The sequence below is a fragment of the Methylomonas rosea genome (assembly GCF_024505055.1).
GTDB classification, from domain to species: Bacteria; Pseudomonadota; Gammaproteobacteria; order Methylococcales; family Methylomonadaceae; genus Methylomonas; species Methylomonas rosea.
The window spans coordinates 17,778-32,435 of record NZ_JANIBL010000059.1 but is presented as its reverse complement, the minus strand read 5'-3'; the positions used below and the strand labels follow the sequence as shown (position 1 = coordinate 32,435).

13 protein-coding genes are annotated in these 14,658 nt (G+C 53.6%); 8 read left to right on the top strand and 5 right to left on the bottom strand.

What is annotated here, in order from left to right:
- From NP589_RS17015 to NP589_RS16995, 5 genes are all read left to right on the top strand, one after another.
- A partial coding sequence (locus NP589_RS17015) for an ABC transporter permease (RefSeq protein ID WP_256608068.1) occupies positions 1–1,190 on the top strand: 1,190 nt, incomplete at its 5' end.
- A gap of 253 nt (positions 1,191–1,443) precedes the next feature.
- Positions 1,444–2,838 (top strand): efflux transporter outer membrane subunit, encoded by a 1,395-nt coding sequence (locus tag NP589_RS17010; protein ID WP_256608067.1) that lies wholly within the window; start codon positions 1,444–1,446, stop codon positions 2,836–2,838.
- A gap of 88 nt (positions 2,839–2,926) precedes the next feature.
- Positions 2,927–3,658 carry an FRG domain-containing protein gene (locus tag NP589_RS17005; RefSeq protein ID WP_256608066.1) on the top strand — a complete coding sequence of 244 codons (732 nt, stop codon included), beginning with the start codon at positions 2,927–2,929 and terminating at the stop codon, positions 3,656–3,658.
- A 272-nt stretch (positions 3,659–3,930) separates the two neighbouring features.
- On the top strand, positions 3,931–4,161 hold the full coding sequence (locus NP589_RS17000; protein ID WP_256608065.1) for an addiction module protein: 231 nt from the start codon (positions 3,931–3,933) through the stop codon (positions 4,159–4,161).
- Positions 4,158–4,460, top strand: coding sequence for a type II toxin-antitoxin system RelE/ParE family toxin (locus tag NP589_RS16995; RefSeq protein WP_256608064.1), 303 nt, complete (start codon positions 4,158–4,160; stop codon positions 4,458–4,460). The genes NP589_RS17000 and NP589_RS16995 overlap by 4 nt, the downstream gene beginning before the upstream one ends.
- A 106-nt stretch (positions 4,461–4,566) precedes the next feature.
- On the opposite strand, the gene NP589_RS16990 is transcribed toward NP589_RS16995, so the two are convergent.
- Both NP589_RS16990 and NP589_RS16985 read right to left on the bottom strand, forming a co-directional pair.
- The gene (locus NP589_RS16990) at positions 4,567–5,112 is read right to left on the bottom strand and encodes a uracil-DNA glycosylase family protein (RefSeq protein ID WP_371929683.1); all 546 of its coding nucleotides are present in this window, start codon (positions 5,110–5,112) and stop codon (positions 4,567–4,569) included.
- 71 nt (positions 5,113–5,183) lie between these two features.
- Positions 5,184–5,948, bottom strand: coding sequence for an exodeoxyribonuclease III (locus NP589_RS16985; RefSeq protein ID WP_256608062.1), 765 nt, complete (start codon positions 5,946–5,948; stop codon positions 5,184–5,186).
- 72 nt (positions 5,949–6,020) lie between these two features.
- Here NP589_RS16985 and NP589_RS16980 point away from each other — a divergent pair, with 72 nt between their 5' ends.
- Positions 6,021–7,424: an amino acid permease gene (locus NP589_RS16980; RefSeq protein WP_256608061.1), complete on the top strand. Its 1,404-nt coding sequence runs from the start codon at positions 6,021–6,023 to the stop codon at positions 7,422–7,424.
- Positions 7,425–7,539: 115 nt separating this feature from the next.
- Here NP589_RS16980 and NP589_RS16975 read toward each other — a convergent pair whose 3' ends face one another.
- Entirely contained in the window at positions 7,540–8,028 is a 489-nt protein-coding gene (locus NP589_RS16975) for a TlpA family protein disulfide reductase (protein WP_256608060.1), read from the bottom strand.
- Between the two features lie 619 nt (positions 8,029–8,647).
- Here NP589_RS16975 and NP589_RS16970 point away from each other — a divergent pair.
- Together NP589_RS16970 and NP589_RS16965 are read left to right on the top strand one after the other, a co-directional pair.
- Positions 8,648–11,170: a TonB-dependent receptor gene (locus NP589_RS16970; RefSeq protein ID WP_256608059.1), complete on the top strand. Its 2,523-nt coding sequence runs from the start codon at positions 8,648–8,650 to the stop codon at positions 11,168–11,170.
- A gap of 396 nt (positions 11,171–11,566) precedes the next feature.
- Complete coding sequence (locus NP589_RS16965) at positions 11,567–12,808, top strand: amidohydrolase family protein (RefSeq protein WP_256608058.1); 1,242 nt, start codon at positions 11,567–11,569, stop codon at positions 12,806–12,808.
- A 17-nt stretch (positions 12,809–12,825) separates the two neighbouring features.
- Here NP589_RS16965 and NP589_RS16960 read toward each other — a convergent pair whose 3' ends face one another.
- Together NP589_RS16960 and ygiD are read right to left on the bottom strand one after the other, a co-directional pair.
- Positions 12,826–13,755, bottom strand: coding sequence for a class I SAM-dependent methyltransferase (locus NP589_RS16960; protein WP_256608057.1), 930 nt, complete (start codon positions 13,753–13,755; stop codon positions 12,826–12,828).
- A 99-nt stretch (positions 13,756–13,854) separates the two neighbouring features.
- Entirely contained in the window at positions 13,855–14,643 is a 789-nt protein-coding gene (ygiD, locus tag NP589_RS16955) for a 4,5-DOPA-extradiol-dioxygenase (protein ID WP_256608056.1), read from the bottom strand.
- Positions 14,644–14,658 lie beyond the last annotated feature (15 nt).

Here is a 14,658-nt window from a genome sequence, read left to right as displayed (position 1 = left end):
TGGCCGAACTCGGCGAAGCGGCGAAAACAGCCTTGCGCTCGCTACGCGCCAACCTGTTCCGCACCGCCTTGACCTTGCTGGGCATCGTGATCGGCGTCGCCGCCGTGGTCACCATGTTGGCGGTCGGCCAGGGCAGTCAGGAAAAAGTACTGGAGCAGATGCGGGCGATGGGCACCAACGTCCTATCTATCCGCCCCGGCATTACCGGCTTTCGCGGCGGCGGTGATGTCGCCACCCTGATGCCCGCCGACGCCGACGCCATCGCCGAACTGGACAATGTACTGTGGGCCTCGCCGGAACGCACCAGCCGCATGACGGTGCGCTATGGCAATGTCGATTACGCCACCAGCGTGCAGGGCGTGGCCTCCAGCATGCCGCAAGTGCGCGACTGGCCCTTGGGCAGCGGCGATTTTTTTGACGAGCGCGACCAACGCCGCTATGCGCCGGTGATGGTGCTGGGCGAGACCGTGCGCAAGCTGTTGTTTGTGGACGGCGAAGACCCGCTGGGCCGCTACGTGATGATCGGCAATATTCCGTTCGAAGTGATTGGCGTGATGTCCAGCAAAGGTGCCGACGCCATGGGCACCGACCGCGACGACGCAGTGTTCGTGCCGATCAGTACCGGTTTGATCCGCTTGTTTGGGCAAAAGTATTTAGGCGGGATTACCGTGCTGGTCAAAGACGTCTCCATTATCGACACTACCCAGCAAGCGATCAGCGACCTACTGATTACTCGTCACCAAACCGAGGATTTTCGCATCCGCAACATGGCCTCCATCATCGAATCGGCTACCGAAACCCAAAACACCTTTACGCTGATGCTGGGCATCGTCGCGGCGATTTCCTTGCTGGTCGGCGGCATCGGCGTGATGAATATCATGCTGGTCAGCGTCACCGAACGCACCCGGGAGATTGGTATCCGCATCGCCACCGGCGCCCGCCGCCGCGACATTTTACTGCAATTCAATACCGAAGCCGCCGTGGTCTGCACCCTGGGCGGCTTGATGGGCGTGCTGCTGGGCTTTGCGGCCGGTTATGTCCTGAAATATTTCGAGATGGCGGTATTGTTTTCACCGCTGCCGGCCATCCTGGCGTTTTCCTGCGCCTTTGGCACCGGTTTGCTATTCGGCTATTTGCCGGCCCGCAAAGCCGCCCATCTGGACCCGGTCGTGGCCTTGGCGGCGGAATGAGTAAATTTATTAACCCAGCCTTTCGAGAATTTCTAAATACTCAAAAAGACTCCTTCTTCCTCAGGGAGAAGATTGGAATGAGGGAATCAAATCAACAATTTACATCCCTCACCCTAGCCCTCTCCCTGAGGGCGAGGGTATTTTTAAAGGTTCCCTTAAATTCCTTGGACTCGTCACTCCAGAGCATACGGGAGCCCAGTTATCACACCGGATTCCCGCTTTCGCGGGAATGACGCCCAATCTGGACTCAAGAATGAGATTAATCAAGCCTGTTAGCTTGCTATTTGCCGGTGCCGTGCTGTTGACGAGCGGCTGTAATTTATTGACAGACTACCAACGCCCATACGTGGAAACCCCGGCGAATTGGCACGAACCCGCGCAAACCGCCTCGGCCAGCGTCGATCCGGAATGGTGGCAAGCCTTTGCCAGCGATCAACTCGACCGTTTGATGCGCGAAGCCTTGGCCTACAACAACGATCTGGCCGCCGCTACCCAACGCGTCGCCCAAGCCCGCGCTCAAGCTAAAATCGCCGGTGCCGGGTTGTGGCCGGCGGCTACTTTGAGCGGCGATTTCAGCGACAACCGGAACAATAAAACCGACAGCCAACAAAGCAGCGGCCAAATCGACATTGCCTACGAAGTGGATTTATGGGGCGCCAACCGCGCCAGACGCGATGCCGGCACCGCATTGATGCTCAGCCAAATCTTCGCCCGCGATGCACTGCAGCTGGTGGTAATGGCCGATGTCGGCCAGGCGTATTTCAACCTGTTGGCGATTCAGGAGCGCCGGCAAATCGCCAGCGATTTTTTAGACACGGTCAACGCAATTTTGACCATCATCGAAGCCCGGCAACGCGCCGGCGCCGCTTATGAACTGGAAGTGGCGCAGCAGAAAACCGCGCAAGCCAACGCCCGCGCCAGCCTGGATTTATTGATGCAACAGCAAACGCTGGCGGAAAACAGCCTGGCGATACTGCTAGGCCATCCGCCGCAAACACAGCCACTGGAAGCTGCCCGCTTCGCCGACTTAGCCGTGCCCGGCATCGCCGCCGAGCAGCCGGCTACGCTGTTACAACGCCGGCCTGACATCGGCCAAGTAGAAATGCAGTTGATCGCCGCCAATGCCGACATCGCCGTGGCCCGCGCCGCGTTTTACCCCAAACTGCAACTCAGCCTGGGCAGCGTATTAGCCAACCCGCAACCGGCCGGCGTCGCGGCGACGCTGGCGGCCGGCCTGACCCAACCCTTGTTTCAAGGCGGCCGATTGGAGGGCGCATTAAGCAACGCGCTGGCCGCGAACGCGGAGTTGGCGGAAATTTATCGCAAGACCGTGCTGACAGCGTTTAAGGAAGTCGAAGACGCCGCCGCCATTTACAACAACTCCAGCCGCCGCCTAACGGCATTGGAAACCGCCGCCGCGCAAGCCCGGCTGGCTTACAACATCTCCCAGGAACGCTACCGGCTGGGCGCTATCGACTATCAAGCCTTGTTAAACACCCAGACCAGTTACCTCAGCACCGAAAACAGCCGGGTGCAAGCCAGATTGGATGTATTGATTGCCCAGGTGCAGTTGTATAAAGCCTTGGGGGGTGGTTGGTCGTTGAGCGAGCAGAATACGGATTTGTCCGAATTGGCGCCGGGGCCTTAGCTACATTGGAATGCGGCGGCGCAATGCCCGTTGGTTATTGCTCCCTACGCGGGTTAAAAAATTAGTTATATAAATTTCGTTGAACAGAATGGACACCATTGCGATGCAAGCAAAATACGAAGAAGACGAATGCAAAACGGTTACTGAGCTGATAGAGCTTTTTCGAGAGCATCAGAAATCAGTAAATAATTCGCGACGGCCGTTGATTCGGGGAGAGCGCAAATTTTCCTATGAACCAACCGCAGGCATTTTCCGTAACGAAGTTGCGCGAGACAGTGAGGTCGCAATTTTTAACGAGTTTCAGAGACATATTCCAGCCTACTCGTCGGCTGACACTTCAAATCTCTGGAATGTTATGGCATTGGCCCAACATCACGGATTACCTACTCGGCTTCTCGATTGGACAACCAACCCGCTTGTAGCCGCGTATTTTGCCTGCGAAGGAGAGTCAGATAGTGATTCAGCGGTATGGATTATATGGGGTTTTGACAACGAGGACGCACCTCCCCTGCCGCCCAACCCGGAAGATATAAATCGGGTCTTTTGCGTTACTCCGTGGGTAATAAGTCCAAGAATACAAGCACAATCTGGTGAGTTCACCGCACATCCGAACGGAAATCCAATATCAGAATTTCTAACAAACAAAGATCAGATACTAAAAATTCGCATTTCCAAAGAATTGCGTATACGGATTTTAGTGCAATTAGACCTGATTGGGATAAATCGCCGAACTCTATTTCCAGATTTGGATGGACTTGCCCAGTATCTTCGATGGAGGACGGATCCAAAGTTAATTGATGTCGGGCTTGTACGAAATTGAAAGACCGTAAGGCGCAATAACCAACGGGCATTGCGCCGCATTTTAAGCTATTGGGAAAAGGGGTCAGGTTACTTTATGGAAAGGGACGGCTAACAGGTCTTGCAATCTCGCCTCTTGCCTATAACCGCCCTCAACCGGAGCGCGGTTATAATGTAGTTCTATTTTTCAGCTTTCCATGCCGCGCGCTGTTAGCTTTACGTTAGCGGCCAAACCAAGACAACTGGGAACGCCAAGCGTAAAATACCTTAGCCTCAGCCAAAGGAGTATTCACCATGTCCGCGTTGCTAGTCGAGTTAGAGAAACAAGCATGTTCACTTTTGCCTGAAGAGCGAGCACATCTTGCTGAGGTTCTTCTTGAGTCACTACATGAAGCCCCCCTATCCGAAATCGAAACAGAGTGGGAACGAGAAATTGAGAAGCGCACCGCCGCTTTCGACAGGGGGGAACTAGAGACCTATCCGGCAGAGGATGTGTTTTCTGAAGCAAGGCGCATGACCCAGTGAAGCGAGCACGTTTTGTCGCAGAAGCTCGCCAAGAATTTCTTGCTGAGGTCGCTTATTACAACGAGGCACAACCGGGTTTAGGAGACCGTTTTACCAAAGCAGTCGACGAAGCAACTGCCCGAGCGTTGACTTTCCCGCTATCAGGGACACCATCGGCTTCAAATACGAGGCGCGTTTTTCTCAAAGGGTTTCCTTTCTCTCTTTTCTACCGACAAGATGCCGAAGGCATAGTCGTTTTTGCAACTTCACATAATTCCCGGAAACCTCGTTACTGGGTCGGTCGTACCAGTAACCGCTAACCCGGCGTTCAACTCGAACGCTCCGCCAAAAAGTATGGCTCCGCGCCGGTAAACTTTACGGCATGCGCCATGGTCAACCATTGAAGACATTTAAGATAACAAACAATCAACCGGCGATAACATGCTGCCAAGCCGCATGCGCCTGAATCGTTGCCAAGGCCGCTTCCAGCAAGCTGGCACCCGGCTGAGTGCGATGCCAGGTAGAAGCGCCGGAGGGGTGCGGCAGCGGGATGACGTCGGTGTCGTGGCCGTGAAAACTCAGGCGATGCAGACCGCCGATGACATCGCTGAGTTTATCGACCGGCAGTATTTGCTGGATCGCCAGTTTGCCGACCGGGATAATCAATTTTGGCTGTAACAGCTCTACTTCCGCTTGCAGCCAAGCCGCACACTGTTCGATTTCCTGCGCATTGGGCACGCGGTCGCCGCCTTTGGGATTTTTACCCGGAAAGCAGCGGCACACTGCCGCCATATACACCCGCTCTCGAAAACTGGCTTCGTCCAGCCCGATCTGCGCAAACCATTTGAACAGGGTCTTACCCGCCGTCCAGGCAAACGGCCGGCCGAGTGCGCCTTCCTTGTCGCCCGGCGCCTGGCCGATCAGCAAGATGGGAGACAACACCGGCTTGCCGCTGACCACTGGGCGGATCATGGCCGGGCAGCGGCTACAGGCCAGCAGGGTTTGACGATGCTGCTCTAGCAGGTATTGGCGGTCGCTAAGGTTCAAAGCGCCAGCTCGATGCCGACCGGGCAATGATCGGAACCGGTCACGTCCGGCAGAATGAATGCATCCTTGATCTGACCGGTCAAGGCCTGACTGGTCAGTACGTAATCAATCCGCCAACCGATATTGTTTGCGCGGGCATTGGCGCGGTAGCTCCACCAACTGTAAGCCACGGTATCGGGGTGCAGATGGCGGAAGCTGTCGATTAGACCGGCAGCGACAAAATTGCTGAAGCCGTCGATCTCGACTTGGGTATAGCCGGCAGACTTGTTGTAGTTGGCTTTGGGCCGGGCAATGTCGATGGCTTGATGGGCGACGTTGAAATCGCCGCAGGCAATTAGCGGTTTTTGGCTTTGCAGCTTTTGCATGTACGCCAAAAATTCTTTGTCCCAAGTCTGCCGATAATCTAGTCGCGCCAGGCCGTCGCCGGAGTTGGGCACGTAGACATTTAACAAATAAAATTTTTCGAATTCAGCGACGATCACCCGGCCTTCCTGGTCGTGTTCGGCGATGCCCATGTCGTGCACCACCTGAATCGGCTGCTGTCGGCTTAGTATTGCCACGCCGGAATAGCCTTTGCGCTCCGCCGAGTTGGTGTAGAGGTGATAGCCGTGTATATTTTCCAAAGCCTTGCTGACTTGCTCGTCTTGGGCTTTGGTTTCTTGCAGCAACACGCATTCGGCGTCGAGTTGGCTTAGCGTGTCCGCAAAACCTTTATCTTGCACGGCGCGGATGCCGTTGACATTCCAGGAGATGATTTTCATGTGGGGTTCCATTGGGATAGACCGAATTAGCTCGGTATTTTACCGGCTTGCACGCCGCAAAGGGGATAGATCGTGAACAACTGGCGCATGCGTAAACCCTGGTCGACCACTGACAGCCTGCCGTCAGAGCAGCGATTGCAGGCTAGTTTAAGCTGGCCGCACCTGATGGCGCTGGGCGTGGGGGCAATTGTCGGCACCGGTATTTTGACCCTGATTGGCGTTGGCGCGGCCAAGGCGGGGCCGGCGGTGATCCTGGCCTTTGTGATTGCCGGGGCGATTTGCGCCTGCGCGGCCTTGGCTTATGCAGAAATGGCCACGCTGATGCCAGCCGCCGGCGGCGCTTACACCTATGCCTACATCGTCATCGGCGAGTGGGCGGCCTGGTTCGTAGGTTGGAGTCTGATTTTGGAATATTCGCTGGTGGTCAGCGCGGTGGCGGTGGGTTGGTCCGGCTATGCGGCGCCGCTGTTGCAGGAAGGTTTGGGCGTACCGATGCTTTGGATGCAAGGCCCGGAGCTGGGCGGGCTGATCAACCTGCCGGCGATTTTTATCATCCTGGTCGTCACCGCGCTATTGCTGGTCGGCACTAAAGAGAGTGCCAGCGTCAATGCCTTGTTAGTGGTAGTGAAACTCACCGCTTTGCTGGTGTTTATTGCGGTGGTTTTGCCACTGTTAAATGTCGCCCATTTTCAACCTTTCATGCCTTTTGGCTTTATCAAGACCCTGGGCGCGGACGGCGTGGAGCGCGGGGTGATGGCCTCGGCGGCTATCATCTTTTTCGCCTTTTACGGCTTCGATGCGATTGCCACTGCCGCCGAGGAAACCCGCAATCCCGACCGCGATTTGGCACTGGGCATTGTCGGTTCCATGCTGATCTGCGTTCTGATTTATGTCGTCGTGGCGGTGGCGGCGCTGGGTGCGCTGGACTTCCATAGGTTTGCAGACAGCCCTGAACCCTTAGCGCTGATTTTACGCGAATTGGGCAAACCGAACGCCGCGCGCTGGTTGGCGGCATCGGCGGTAATTGCTTTGCCGACCGTGGTACTGGCGTTTTTCTATGGGCAAAGCCGGATTTTCTTTGCCATGGCCCGAGATGGCTTGCTTCCGCGCGCTCTGGCCAAGGTCTCGCGCCGCGGCATGCCGGTGCGCACCGTGTTATTTACCGCCGTCATCGTTAGCATTATCGCCGGCCTATTTCCCTTGGCCGAAATCGCCGCGCTGGCAAATGCCGGGACTTTGCTGGCGTTTATCACCGTGTCGCTTTGCATGCTGCTATTGCGGCGCAGGCAGCCTGGATTGGTTCGGAAGTTTTCGGCACCCATGGCCTGGGTCACCGGACCGATTGCCATGTGCGGCTGCTTCTACTTATTTATGAGTTTGCCGCGCACCACGCAGCTGTATTTTTTGCTCTGGAATCTGCTGGGAGCTGCGGTTTATTACTGGTATGGCTCGCGGCAAACTGCAAAGACGGGCTAATACGTGCCTTCGCTCTGGTTCAGTAGGTATGGAGGGGACTTCTGAAAATCAAAAAACCTCCTTCTCCCTATCCCTCTCCCGGGGGCGAGAGCTCTTTATAGCTTCCCTAGAGACATTACATCTTCAACTTGCTGAATTGCCCTTCAAATTCTTCCAGCGACATCGCCCCGCTTTTACCCACCCGCTGATGGCCGGCATCGAAGAAATAAGTTCTGGGTAATTCGCCGTACCAAGCCGGATCGATCTCGTAACGCAGTTTTTCCGGGTTATCGGAGGCAAACGCCCAATTCTCCAGGCCTCCCAGTTTGTGGCTGTCGATGATGCGTTTGATCTCCGGCAAGGCTTCGGCATCGTCGGTGGCTAACATGACGATTTTCAAAGCCGGATGTTTCTCGTGCAGTTTGCCTAGGATGTCCATGTCCTTTAGACATGACGGACAATCCACCGACCAGATCGCCAGCATTAAAGGTTGATTGGGGCTTGCAGCTAAAATCTGTTGATAGCTGCCGGGGATGAAGGATTTTATCTCGACCTGATTCGCCAAAACCGCGCTACTGCCAATTAGGTTTAAAGCCAGACCAACCAGAATGGTTCTTATGTTCATAGTATCCTTTTAAAAAAGCTGCTATCGCAGGCCGATTGTAGACATCAAAATCAGTTAGCACCTTAACGCCAGTTAGGACGACATTCAAGCCTAAACGGAGGATGTGACGACAAAGTTGCTGTCATCCAAATTCAATCCACGGAACACAGTTATTTAACATAGTTTTATTTTTTGTTTCTGCATCCCTGACCCTTTAATACTAGGCACTGAATAATTTCACTGCGCAAGCACCTCAATCTTTTATAACCCGGTGTGCACATCAAATTGTTGAAAATCTTGAACTATCCAGCATCGTTTAAATATCTCGCTGGTTTAAAGGATATGGGGCCTAGGCATAGCGCCTTGAAATAACGAGGCGTATCACCCAAAAAAACCCAAACAATCAGTTAAATAACACAGTTTATTAAAAATAAAACGCAACCAATAATTTTTTATCAATGAAATCAAGGCCATTTAATCTTGGCCCCAATCTTGCCGGAATTTCGGAATGTTTTTTATCCGGAAAACCTGTTGGCTATCAGCATGATCAAGCTCTGAAAACCGCTCACAGTGAGTAGATCAGAAGGCTAAAACAAACTTAGCAATAATCCAGAAATAATAATTACAACCGAGATTACACGTGAAAAATCAATCCGAAACTCTTGAGAAATCCGCATCTTATAGATTGCCGATGCGTTCTTTACTGTCTACTGCTGTTCTGCTGGCAATTACCAGCAATTTAGCCATCGCTGAAACACAGCAGAAAAGTACTGGCGACACCACGAAACATGCGGCAAAAAATGCAGAACCTTCCAAGTCAGCGGACCAGTCCATTGCTAACGATAGACAAACAGAATCTAAACAAGTGTTGCCGGAAAGTACTGCCGTGGGTAGTAACACCAAAGACGAGGTGATGGAAGAAATGGTGATCACCGGTGAAGTGGCGAAAGACTCGCACTTCACCTCGCCGTCAACCCGCCTATCACGCGCGGAAATTGAACGGCAAAACGCCCAAACCACCGAGGAAGCCGTCAAGTACCAACCGAGCTTACAAATTCGTCAACGCTACATTGGCGATCCTAACGGCGTGTTGGGCATACGCGGGGCCGATATGTTTTCAACGGCCAGAAACATGGTTTACGCCGATGGTTTACCGTTACACAATCAGTTACAGGCTTCTTTCAACGGTGCGCCGCGCTGGTCGATGGTGGGCCCAAACGAAATCGACGCGGTTGACGTGGTATACGGGCCATTTTCCGCGGAATATAGCGGTAACTCTATTGGCGGGGTGGTAAACATCAAAACCCACATGCCGATGAAAGAAGAGTACTACGCAGAAACCAGCTACTTCGTGCAACCTTGGGAAAATATCGGTGCTGACGGCGGCACCTTTGACGGCAACCGGCAGTATTTCTCCTACGGCAATCGTTTGGATAAATGGTCCGCTTTGCTTTCCTATAATCGCTTGGAAGCTGAAAGCCAACCGATGAGCTATTTCATCGACAATACCGGTTTGCGCAATCCTACTGGCGTAACCACGGCAGTAAACGGTGCGGTACCGACCTTGGACACCCGAGGCACGCCCAGTTACATTTACGGCGACACTGGACCTGAATTGGTCAATACCGACTTGGTTAAACTTAAAGTCGGCTACGACATCACCCCGGATTTGCAGGCGATATTTACCGGTGCATTCGAAGAACGTACCCGCAAATCAGAAAAACCGCGCAATTATCTGACCTCTGCAAACGGCAGTGCCTACTACGGTGATAATAACACCACCTCCCGTGATGCCGTTTACGGGGGAAGAGCATTTAACGTGTTGAACAGCGGCTTCGGGCCGTCGGATGACGAAAGACAAACCATGCAAATCGGCATGCAGCTTAAAGGCGCCATCACCGACACCTGGGATATCGACACCACGTTCAGCTACTTGGACGTAATCAAAGACGAGCGCAGAACCGCTTTTTTTAATCCCGACGACCCTCGCAACCAAAACACGGGCCAGTTGCAAGTGTTTGACGACTTCAATTGGAAAAACTACGACTTGAAATTGAGCACTCGAGAGTTTTTAGGTTGGAAACCGCTGGAGTTCTTGGGTGGCTATCACTTCGATAATTACAATCTGAATTTCAAGCAGTTCTCCTATAACAGCTATTCGGCTGATCAGATAGGCTCCGAAACCATAGGCCGGCGCAATCAAGGCGAAGTGACTACCAATGCGATGTTCGGTCAGTTCGCTTATCACTTTGCGCCAGACTGGGACTTGACCTTGGGCGCGCGCTACGAATGGTGGCTGGCGTCAAGTGGTGTGGGTTCTAACCGTGCATTGTCAGATCGTAGCGACGATGCCATCTCCCCGAAAGCATCGTTGGGATTTGAGCCGTCCAATTGGAAATTCCGCTACTCGTTTGGCCGCGCCTACCGCTTTCCGGTCATCGCAGAGCTGTATCAAAATCTCCAGTCACCGACAAGCATAACCACAGCGAATGAGAACTTAAAAGCCGAGGACGGCTGGCATCATAACTTTATGATCGAATACGGGTTGGATAACGGTTACGTGCGGGTCAATGTGTTCCGCGACGACATCCGCAACACTATCCAGCAGGTGAGACGCGCCACCGGCATCTTGACCGAGAATGCCTTCCAAAACATCCCTGCTACCAGCACCACCGGCGTGGAACTGGTGTACGACCAAGCGCGGGTGCTCGACTCTGACTTCGATCTTAATTTTAACGCTACCTGGATGAACGCCATTGTGGAAGACGGCGGGCCGGACATTAACTTTCAAGAAGCGAACGGATCACTTACCCGCTTTAACCTGACCGGCAAAGAACGTATCCGCTTGCCGGAATGGCGTTTTAATGCGCTGGCGACCTATCATGTGAACGAGGCATTGGATGTCTCGATGGCCGGCCGCTACACCAGCGACTCTTACAACGACATCGATAATAGAGATCACGTTAACAACGTATTCGGCTCTCAGGACGGCTTTTTCTTCCTGGACTTCAAAACCAGTTACCGCTTTAAATACGATTTGCTAGGTAAGCCCGCGAAAAGTCGAATCTCATTCGGCATCAACAACCTCACCGATAAAACGGCTTATGTGTTCCATCCATATCCACAAAGAACGTTCTTCCTTGAAGGCGCAATAAGTTTCTAGTGATGAAAACGGCCAGTATCCATGACGCCCAAATCTTTCTGATTTGGTTCGCGTACTTAAGATACTGGCTCAGGTAATCAGCGAGTTTAATAACGGAAATGTACTCCGGTACATTTCCGGCCGAGAACTACCCAGAAACCCCGTCGTTAGCCATTTGACCAGTATTAGTTAGCAACAGTCCGAAGCCTTGCAGAAAGCTTACTTGACCATTCGGCAAGGCTTCGGGCCATCCCCACCCAATATTCGCCCCCGGATTAGACGGGAATGAAAAAACCTGCGATGCTGACAGCAACGGATTTCGGCAAAACCTACCACCCCTAGCCCTAGCCTCTTTACAACCGGTTTGATTTTTCGGATCCTAACGACACACTCCGCATCCGACTTAGAAAACACACCATGAAATCAAACCACCGCCCGCCAGCCGTGAGTCGAGCCCGCCGCCGCTTTCTAAAACTGGCCGCAACCGGCCTGGCAACCGCCAGCATGCCGGCTTCAGCACTGTTTCGATTAACCAATCAGTGTCTCGATCCGTCCGGGACGCCGGCCTCGGCCCTGGAAACGGCCGCCTGGCAAGGCATCAATCCAACTGACTGGTGGGATTGCCATACCCATATTGTCGGCTCCGGCGACGGCGGTAGCGGCATCACCCAAACACCGGATATGCATGCGCCATTGCAGCACCCGATTCAAACCCTGCAACATTGGGCCTACGCCAATGCCGCCTGCATCCCCGACAGTAACCAAGACGCCGCATTCATCAAGCGCCTGCGCGCACTGATGGACACCACGCCAAAGGGCGCCAAGGCCATGTTGTATGCCTTCGACCGTGCTCACGGCGCCAGCGGCGACCCGGATCATGCCAATACCGCATTTTTTGTCCCCAACGAATACGCCCAAAGTTTGGCGCAGGCCTATCCGGAGCGCTTCGAATGGGTGGCGAGCATCCATCCTTATCGTCAGGATTGCGTGACGGTACTGGAAAAAGCCGTGGCGAACGGCGCGCGCGCAGTCAAATGGCTGCCGCCGGCGATGGGCATAGACCCGGCTTCGCCGCAATGCGACCGGTTTTATAAAGCGGCTGCACAATTGAACATACCGATCATCACCCACGGCGGCGAAGAGAACGCGCTGCACGGTGCCGACCAACCTTTGTTCGGCAATCCGCTGCGTTTGCGGCGGGCTCTCGATGCCGGCGTGCGAGTCGTGATCGCCCATTGCGCCACCTTGGGCACGGATGTGGATGAAGACGGCCGGGAAGTCAGAAGCTTTGACTTGTTTGCCAAGTTGATGGCCGATAAACAATGGCAAGATAGGCTATTTGGCGATATTTCCGCGATTACCTTGCGCAATCGTGACATGGAAGTAATTAAGACCTTGCTGACAGAAACAAGCTGGCATGGCCGACTGCTATATGGTTCCGACTACCCCCTGACCGGGATTTTGCCGCTGATTTCACCCGAGGCTTTTGCCAAAGCCGGCTTGCTGGCGGCAGACGCCGTCGAGCCACTACTAGCGCTGCAGGACTACCACCCGTTCCGCTTCGATTTTGTGTTGAAACGCAGCCTGGTCTGGCAGGGCAAGCGTTTTGCGGATAGCATCTTTGCGACTCGGCCATTTTTCACGCGAAAAACGGGTTAGCCTCTATCTGCTCCCAATCAGTTGCAAATCTGCGCTCGCACCCGCAACAAATTCCCGTAAAACAAGGCCTTGCCGGTTTTGCTCTGCATCCAGAGTTGTTTTAATTCGATTTGGTTCTTGGCAAAACAGGCTTCGGCGGCGAGGGCTAAATCGGCCAACGCCACCGTCGGCGAATAGGTGTTTAAAATTAAAAACCCGCCCGGATTCAGCAAGCCGCGCGCCGTTTCAAGCAAATCGACCAGCTGATTTTCCAGTTTCCATTTTTCGCCCTTGGCACCCAAACCCCAAGCCGGCGGGTCCATGATGATACCGTCGTAATGGTTGCCGCGTTTCAATTCGCGCTTGGCAAATTTCAAGGCATCTTCCAGCACCCATTTAATGTCAGTTAACCCGCTACGTGCCTGGTTGTCATTGGCCCAATCCAGCATCTGCTTAACCGAATCCACATGCACCACCTCGGCGCCCTTGGCGCGCGCCACCAGCGAGGCGGCGCCAGTGTAGGCAAACAGATTCAATAGTTTTTGCCCTGGCTGCAAATGTTCGGCGATGAATGTCCAGTTAGCCTGCTGTTCCGGAAATAAACCGACATGTTTGAATTTGGTGAGTTTCAGGCCAAACTGCAATTGCTCGTAGGCAATTTGCCAGTGCTCCGGTGAATTGGGTTTCAGATTTTTCCAGCTACCTTGGGTGGATGATAGCTCCACAAACTCCCAATGTGCCCTATCCTGCCATTCCAGCCATGACCAACCCGGTTTGAACTGCGCTTGAATCTCCGGGCGGATGGTTATCACCTCGCCCCATCGCTCCAGCTTTTTACCGTCACCGGCATCCAGTAACTCGTAATCGGGCCAGCTAACCGCGTATTCCCGATCTTCATTTCCAGAAATTGCCACGCTACTAGCGGGTTTGCTTGCAGATGATTGGCGGTGAAGTGGGTGGTTGGACATAATGGTGGACAGATGGAGAGGCTAGTTAAGCCGGCAATTTTATTCGCGAATGCGGCAGCACACCAACCATGACGGCGAATACATATCGTTTCGCACCCATTAACCTAATTGGACTGATAGCATGCCAATAGCCCCCAGCGTGGTTTTATCGGTTAAAAAGCTCAGCTTATCGCCTTCGTCTTGCAAACCCAGGAGGTACAGCAAGGGCAGAAAATGCTCGTCCGTAGGAATAGCCAAAGTTGCATCGCTTAACTCGCAGTATTTGATTAAAGCGCGGTGATCGCCATCGGCAATCAAGCGTTTAACCCGTTCGGCAAACGCTACGGCCCAGTCATGGGCAGTATCCCGCCAAATCGCTGCCTGCAAGTTATGCACGATGTTGCCGCTGCCGACGATCAACACGCCTTCATCCCGCAGCCAGCGTAACGCTTTGCCCAGTTGATAGTGTTCTTCCGGCGACTTATTGCTATCCAGACTGAGTTGTAAAACAGGAATGTCGGCGTTTGGAAACATATGGCACAAAATAGACCAGCTGCCATGATCCAGACCCCACTCCTGATCCAGCTGGATAAATGGCATCTCGGCCTGAATCTTAGCCGCCAACGCGGGGCTGCCCGGCGCCGGATAGACAAAATCGAATAAGGCTTGCGGAAAGCCGTAAAAGTCGTGGATGGTCCTCGGTTGCGGCATCGCGGTAATCCAAGTACCCTGGGTTTGCCAATGTGCGGAGACAGCTAGAATGGCCTGTGGCCTGGGCAGGCTTTGTCCTAACCCCGCCCAAGCACGGCTAAACTCGTTGTCTTCAAGCGCATTCATAGGGCTGCCGTGACCGATGAATAAGGCTGGCATCCTTGGCAAGTTGCGGTTGTCAGGCTTGGCCGAATTCATCGTCTCTACTCCCAT

What these genes read in the sequence shown, in the direction of transcription:
- NP589_RS17010 (WP_256608067.1), top strand. Translation starts at nt 1,444, where the DNA reads ATGAGATTAATCAAGCCTGTTAGCTTGCTATTTGCCGGTGCCGTGCTG.
- NP589_RS17005 (WP_256608066.1), top strand. Translation starts at nt 2,927, where the DNA reads ATGGACACCATTGCGATGCAAGCAAAATACGAAGAAGACGAATGCAAA.
- NP589_RS17000 (WP_256608065.1), top strand. Translation starts at nt 3,931, where the DNA reads ATGTCCGCGTTGCTAGTCGAGTTAGAGAAACAAGCATGTTCACTTTTG.
- NP589_RS16990 (WP_371929683.1), bottom strand. Translation starts at nt 5,112, where the DNA reads ATGATCCGCCCAGTGGTCAGCGGCAAGCCGGTGTTGTCTCCCATCTTG.
- NP589_RS16985 (WP_256608062.1), bottom strand. Translation starts at nt 5,948, where the DNA reads ATGAAAATCATCTCCTGGAATGTCAACGGCATCCGCGCCGTGCAAGAT.
- NP589_RS16975 (WP_256608060.1), bottom strand. Translation starts at nt 8,028, where the DNA reads ATGAACATAAGAACCATTCTGGTTGGTCTGGCTTTAAACCTAATTGGC.
- NP589_RS16965 (WP_256608058.1), top strand. Translation starts at nt 11,567, where the DNA reads ATGAAATCAAACCACCGCCCGCCAGCCGTGAGTCGAGCCCGCCGCCGC.
- NP589_RS16960 (WP_256608057.1), bottom strand. Translation starts at nt 13,755, where the DNA reads ATGTCCAACCACCCACTTCACCGCCAATCATCTGCAAGCAAACCCGCT.
- ygiD (WP_256608056.1), bottom strand. Translation starts at nt 14,643, where the DNA reads ATGAATTCGGCCAAGCCTGACAACCGCAACTTGCCAAGGATGCCAGCC.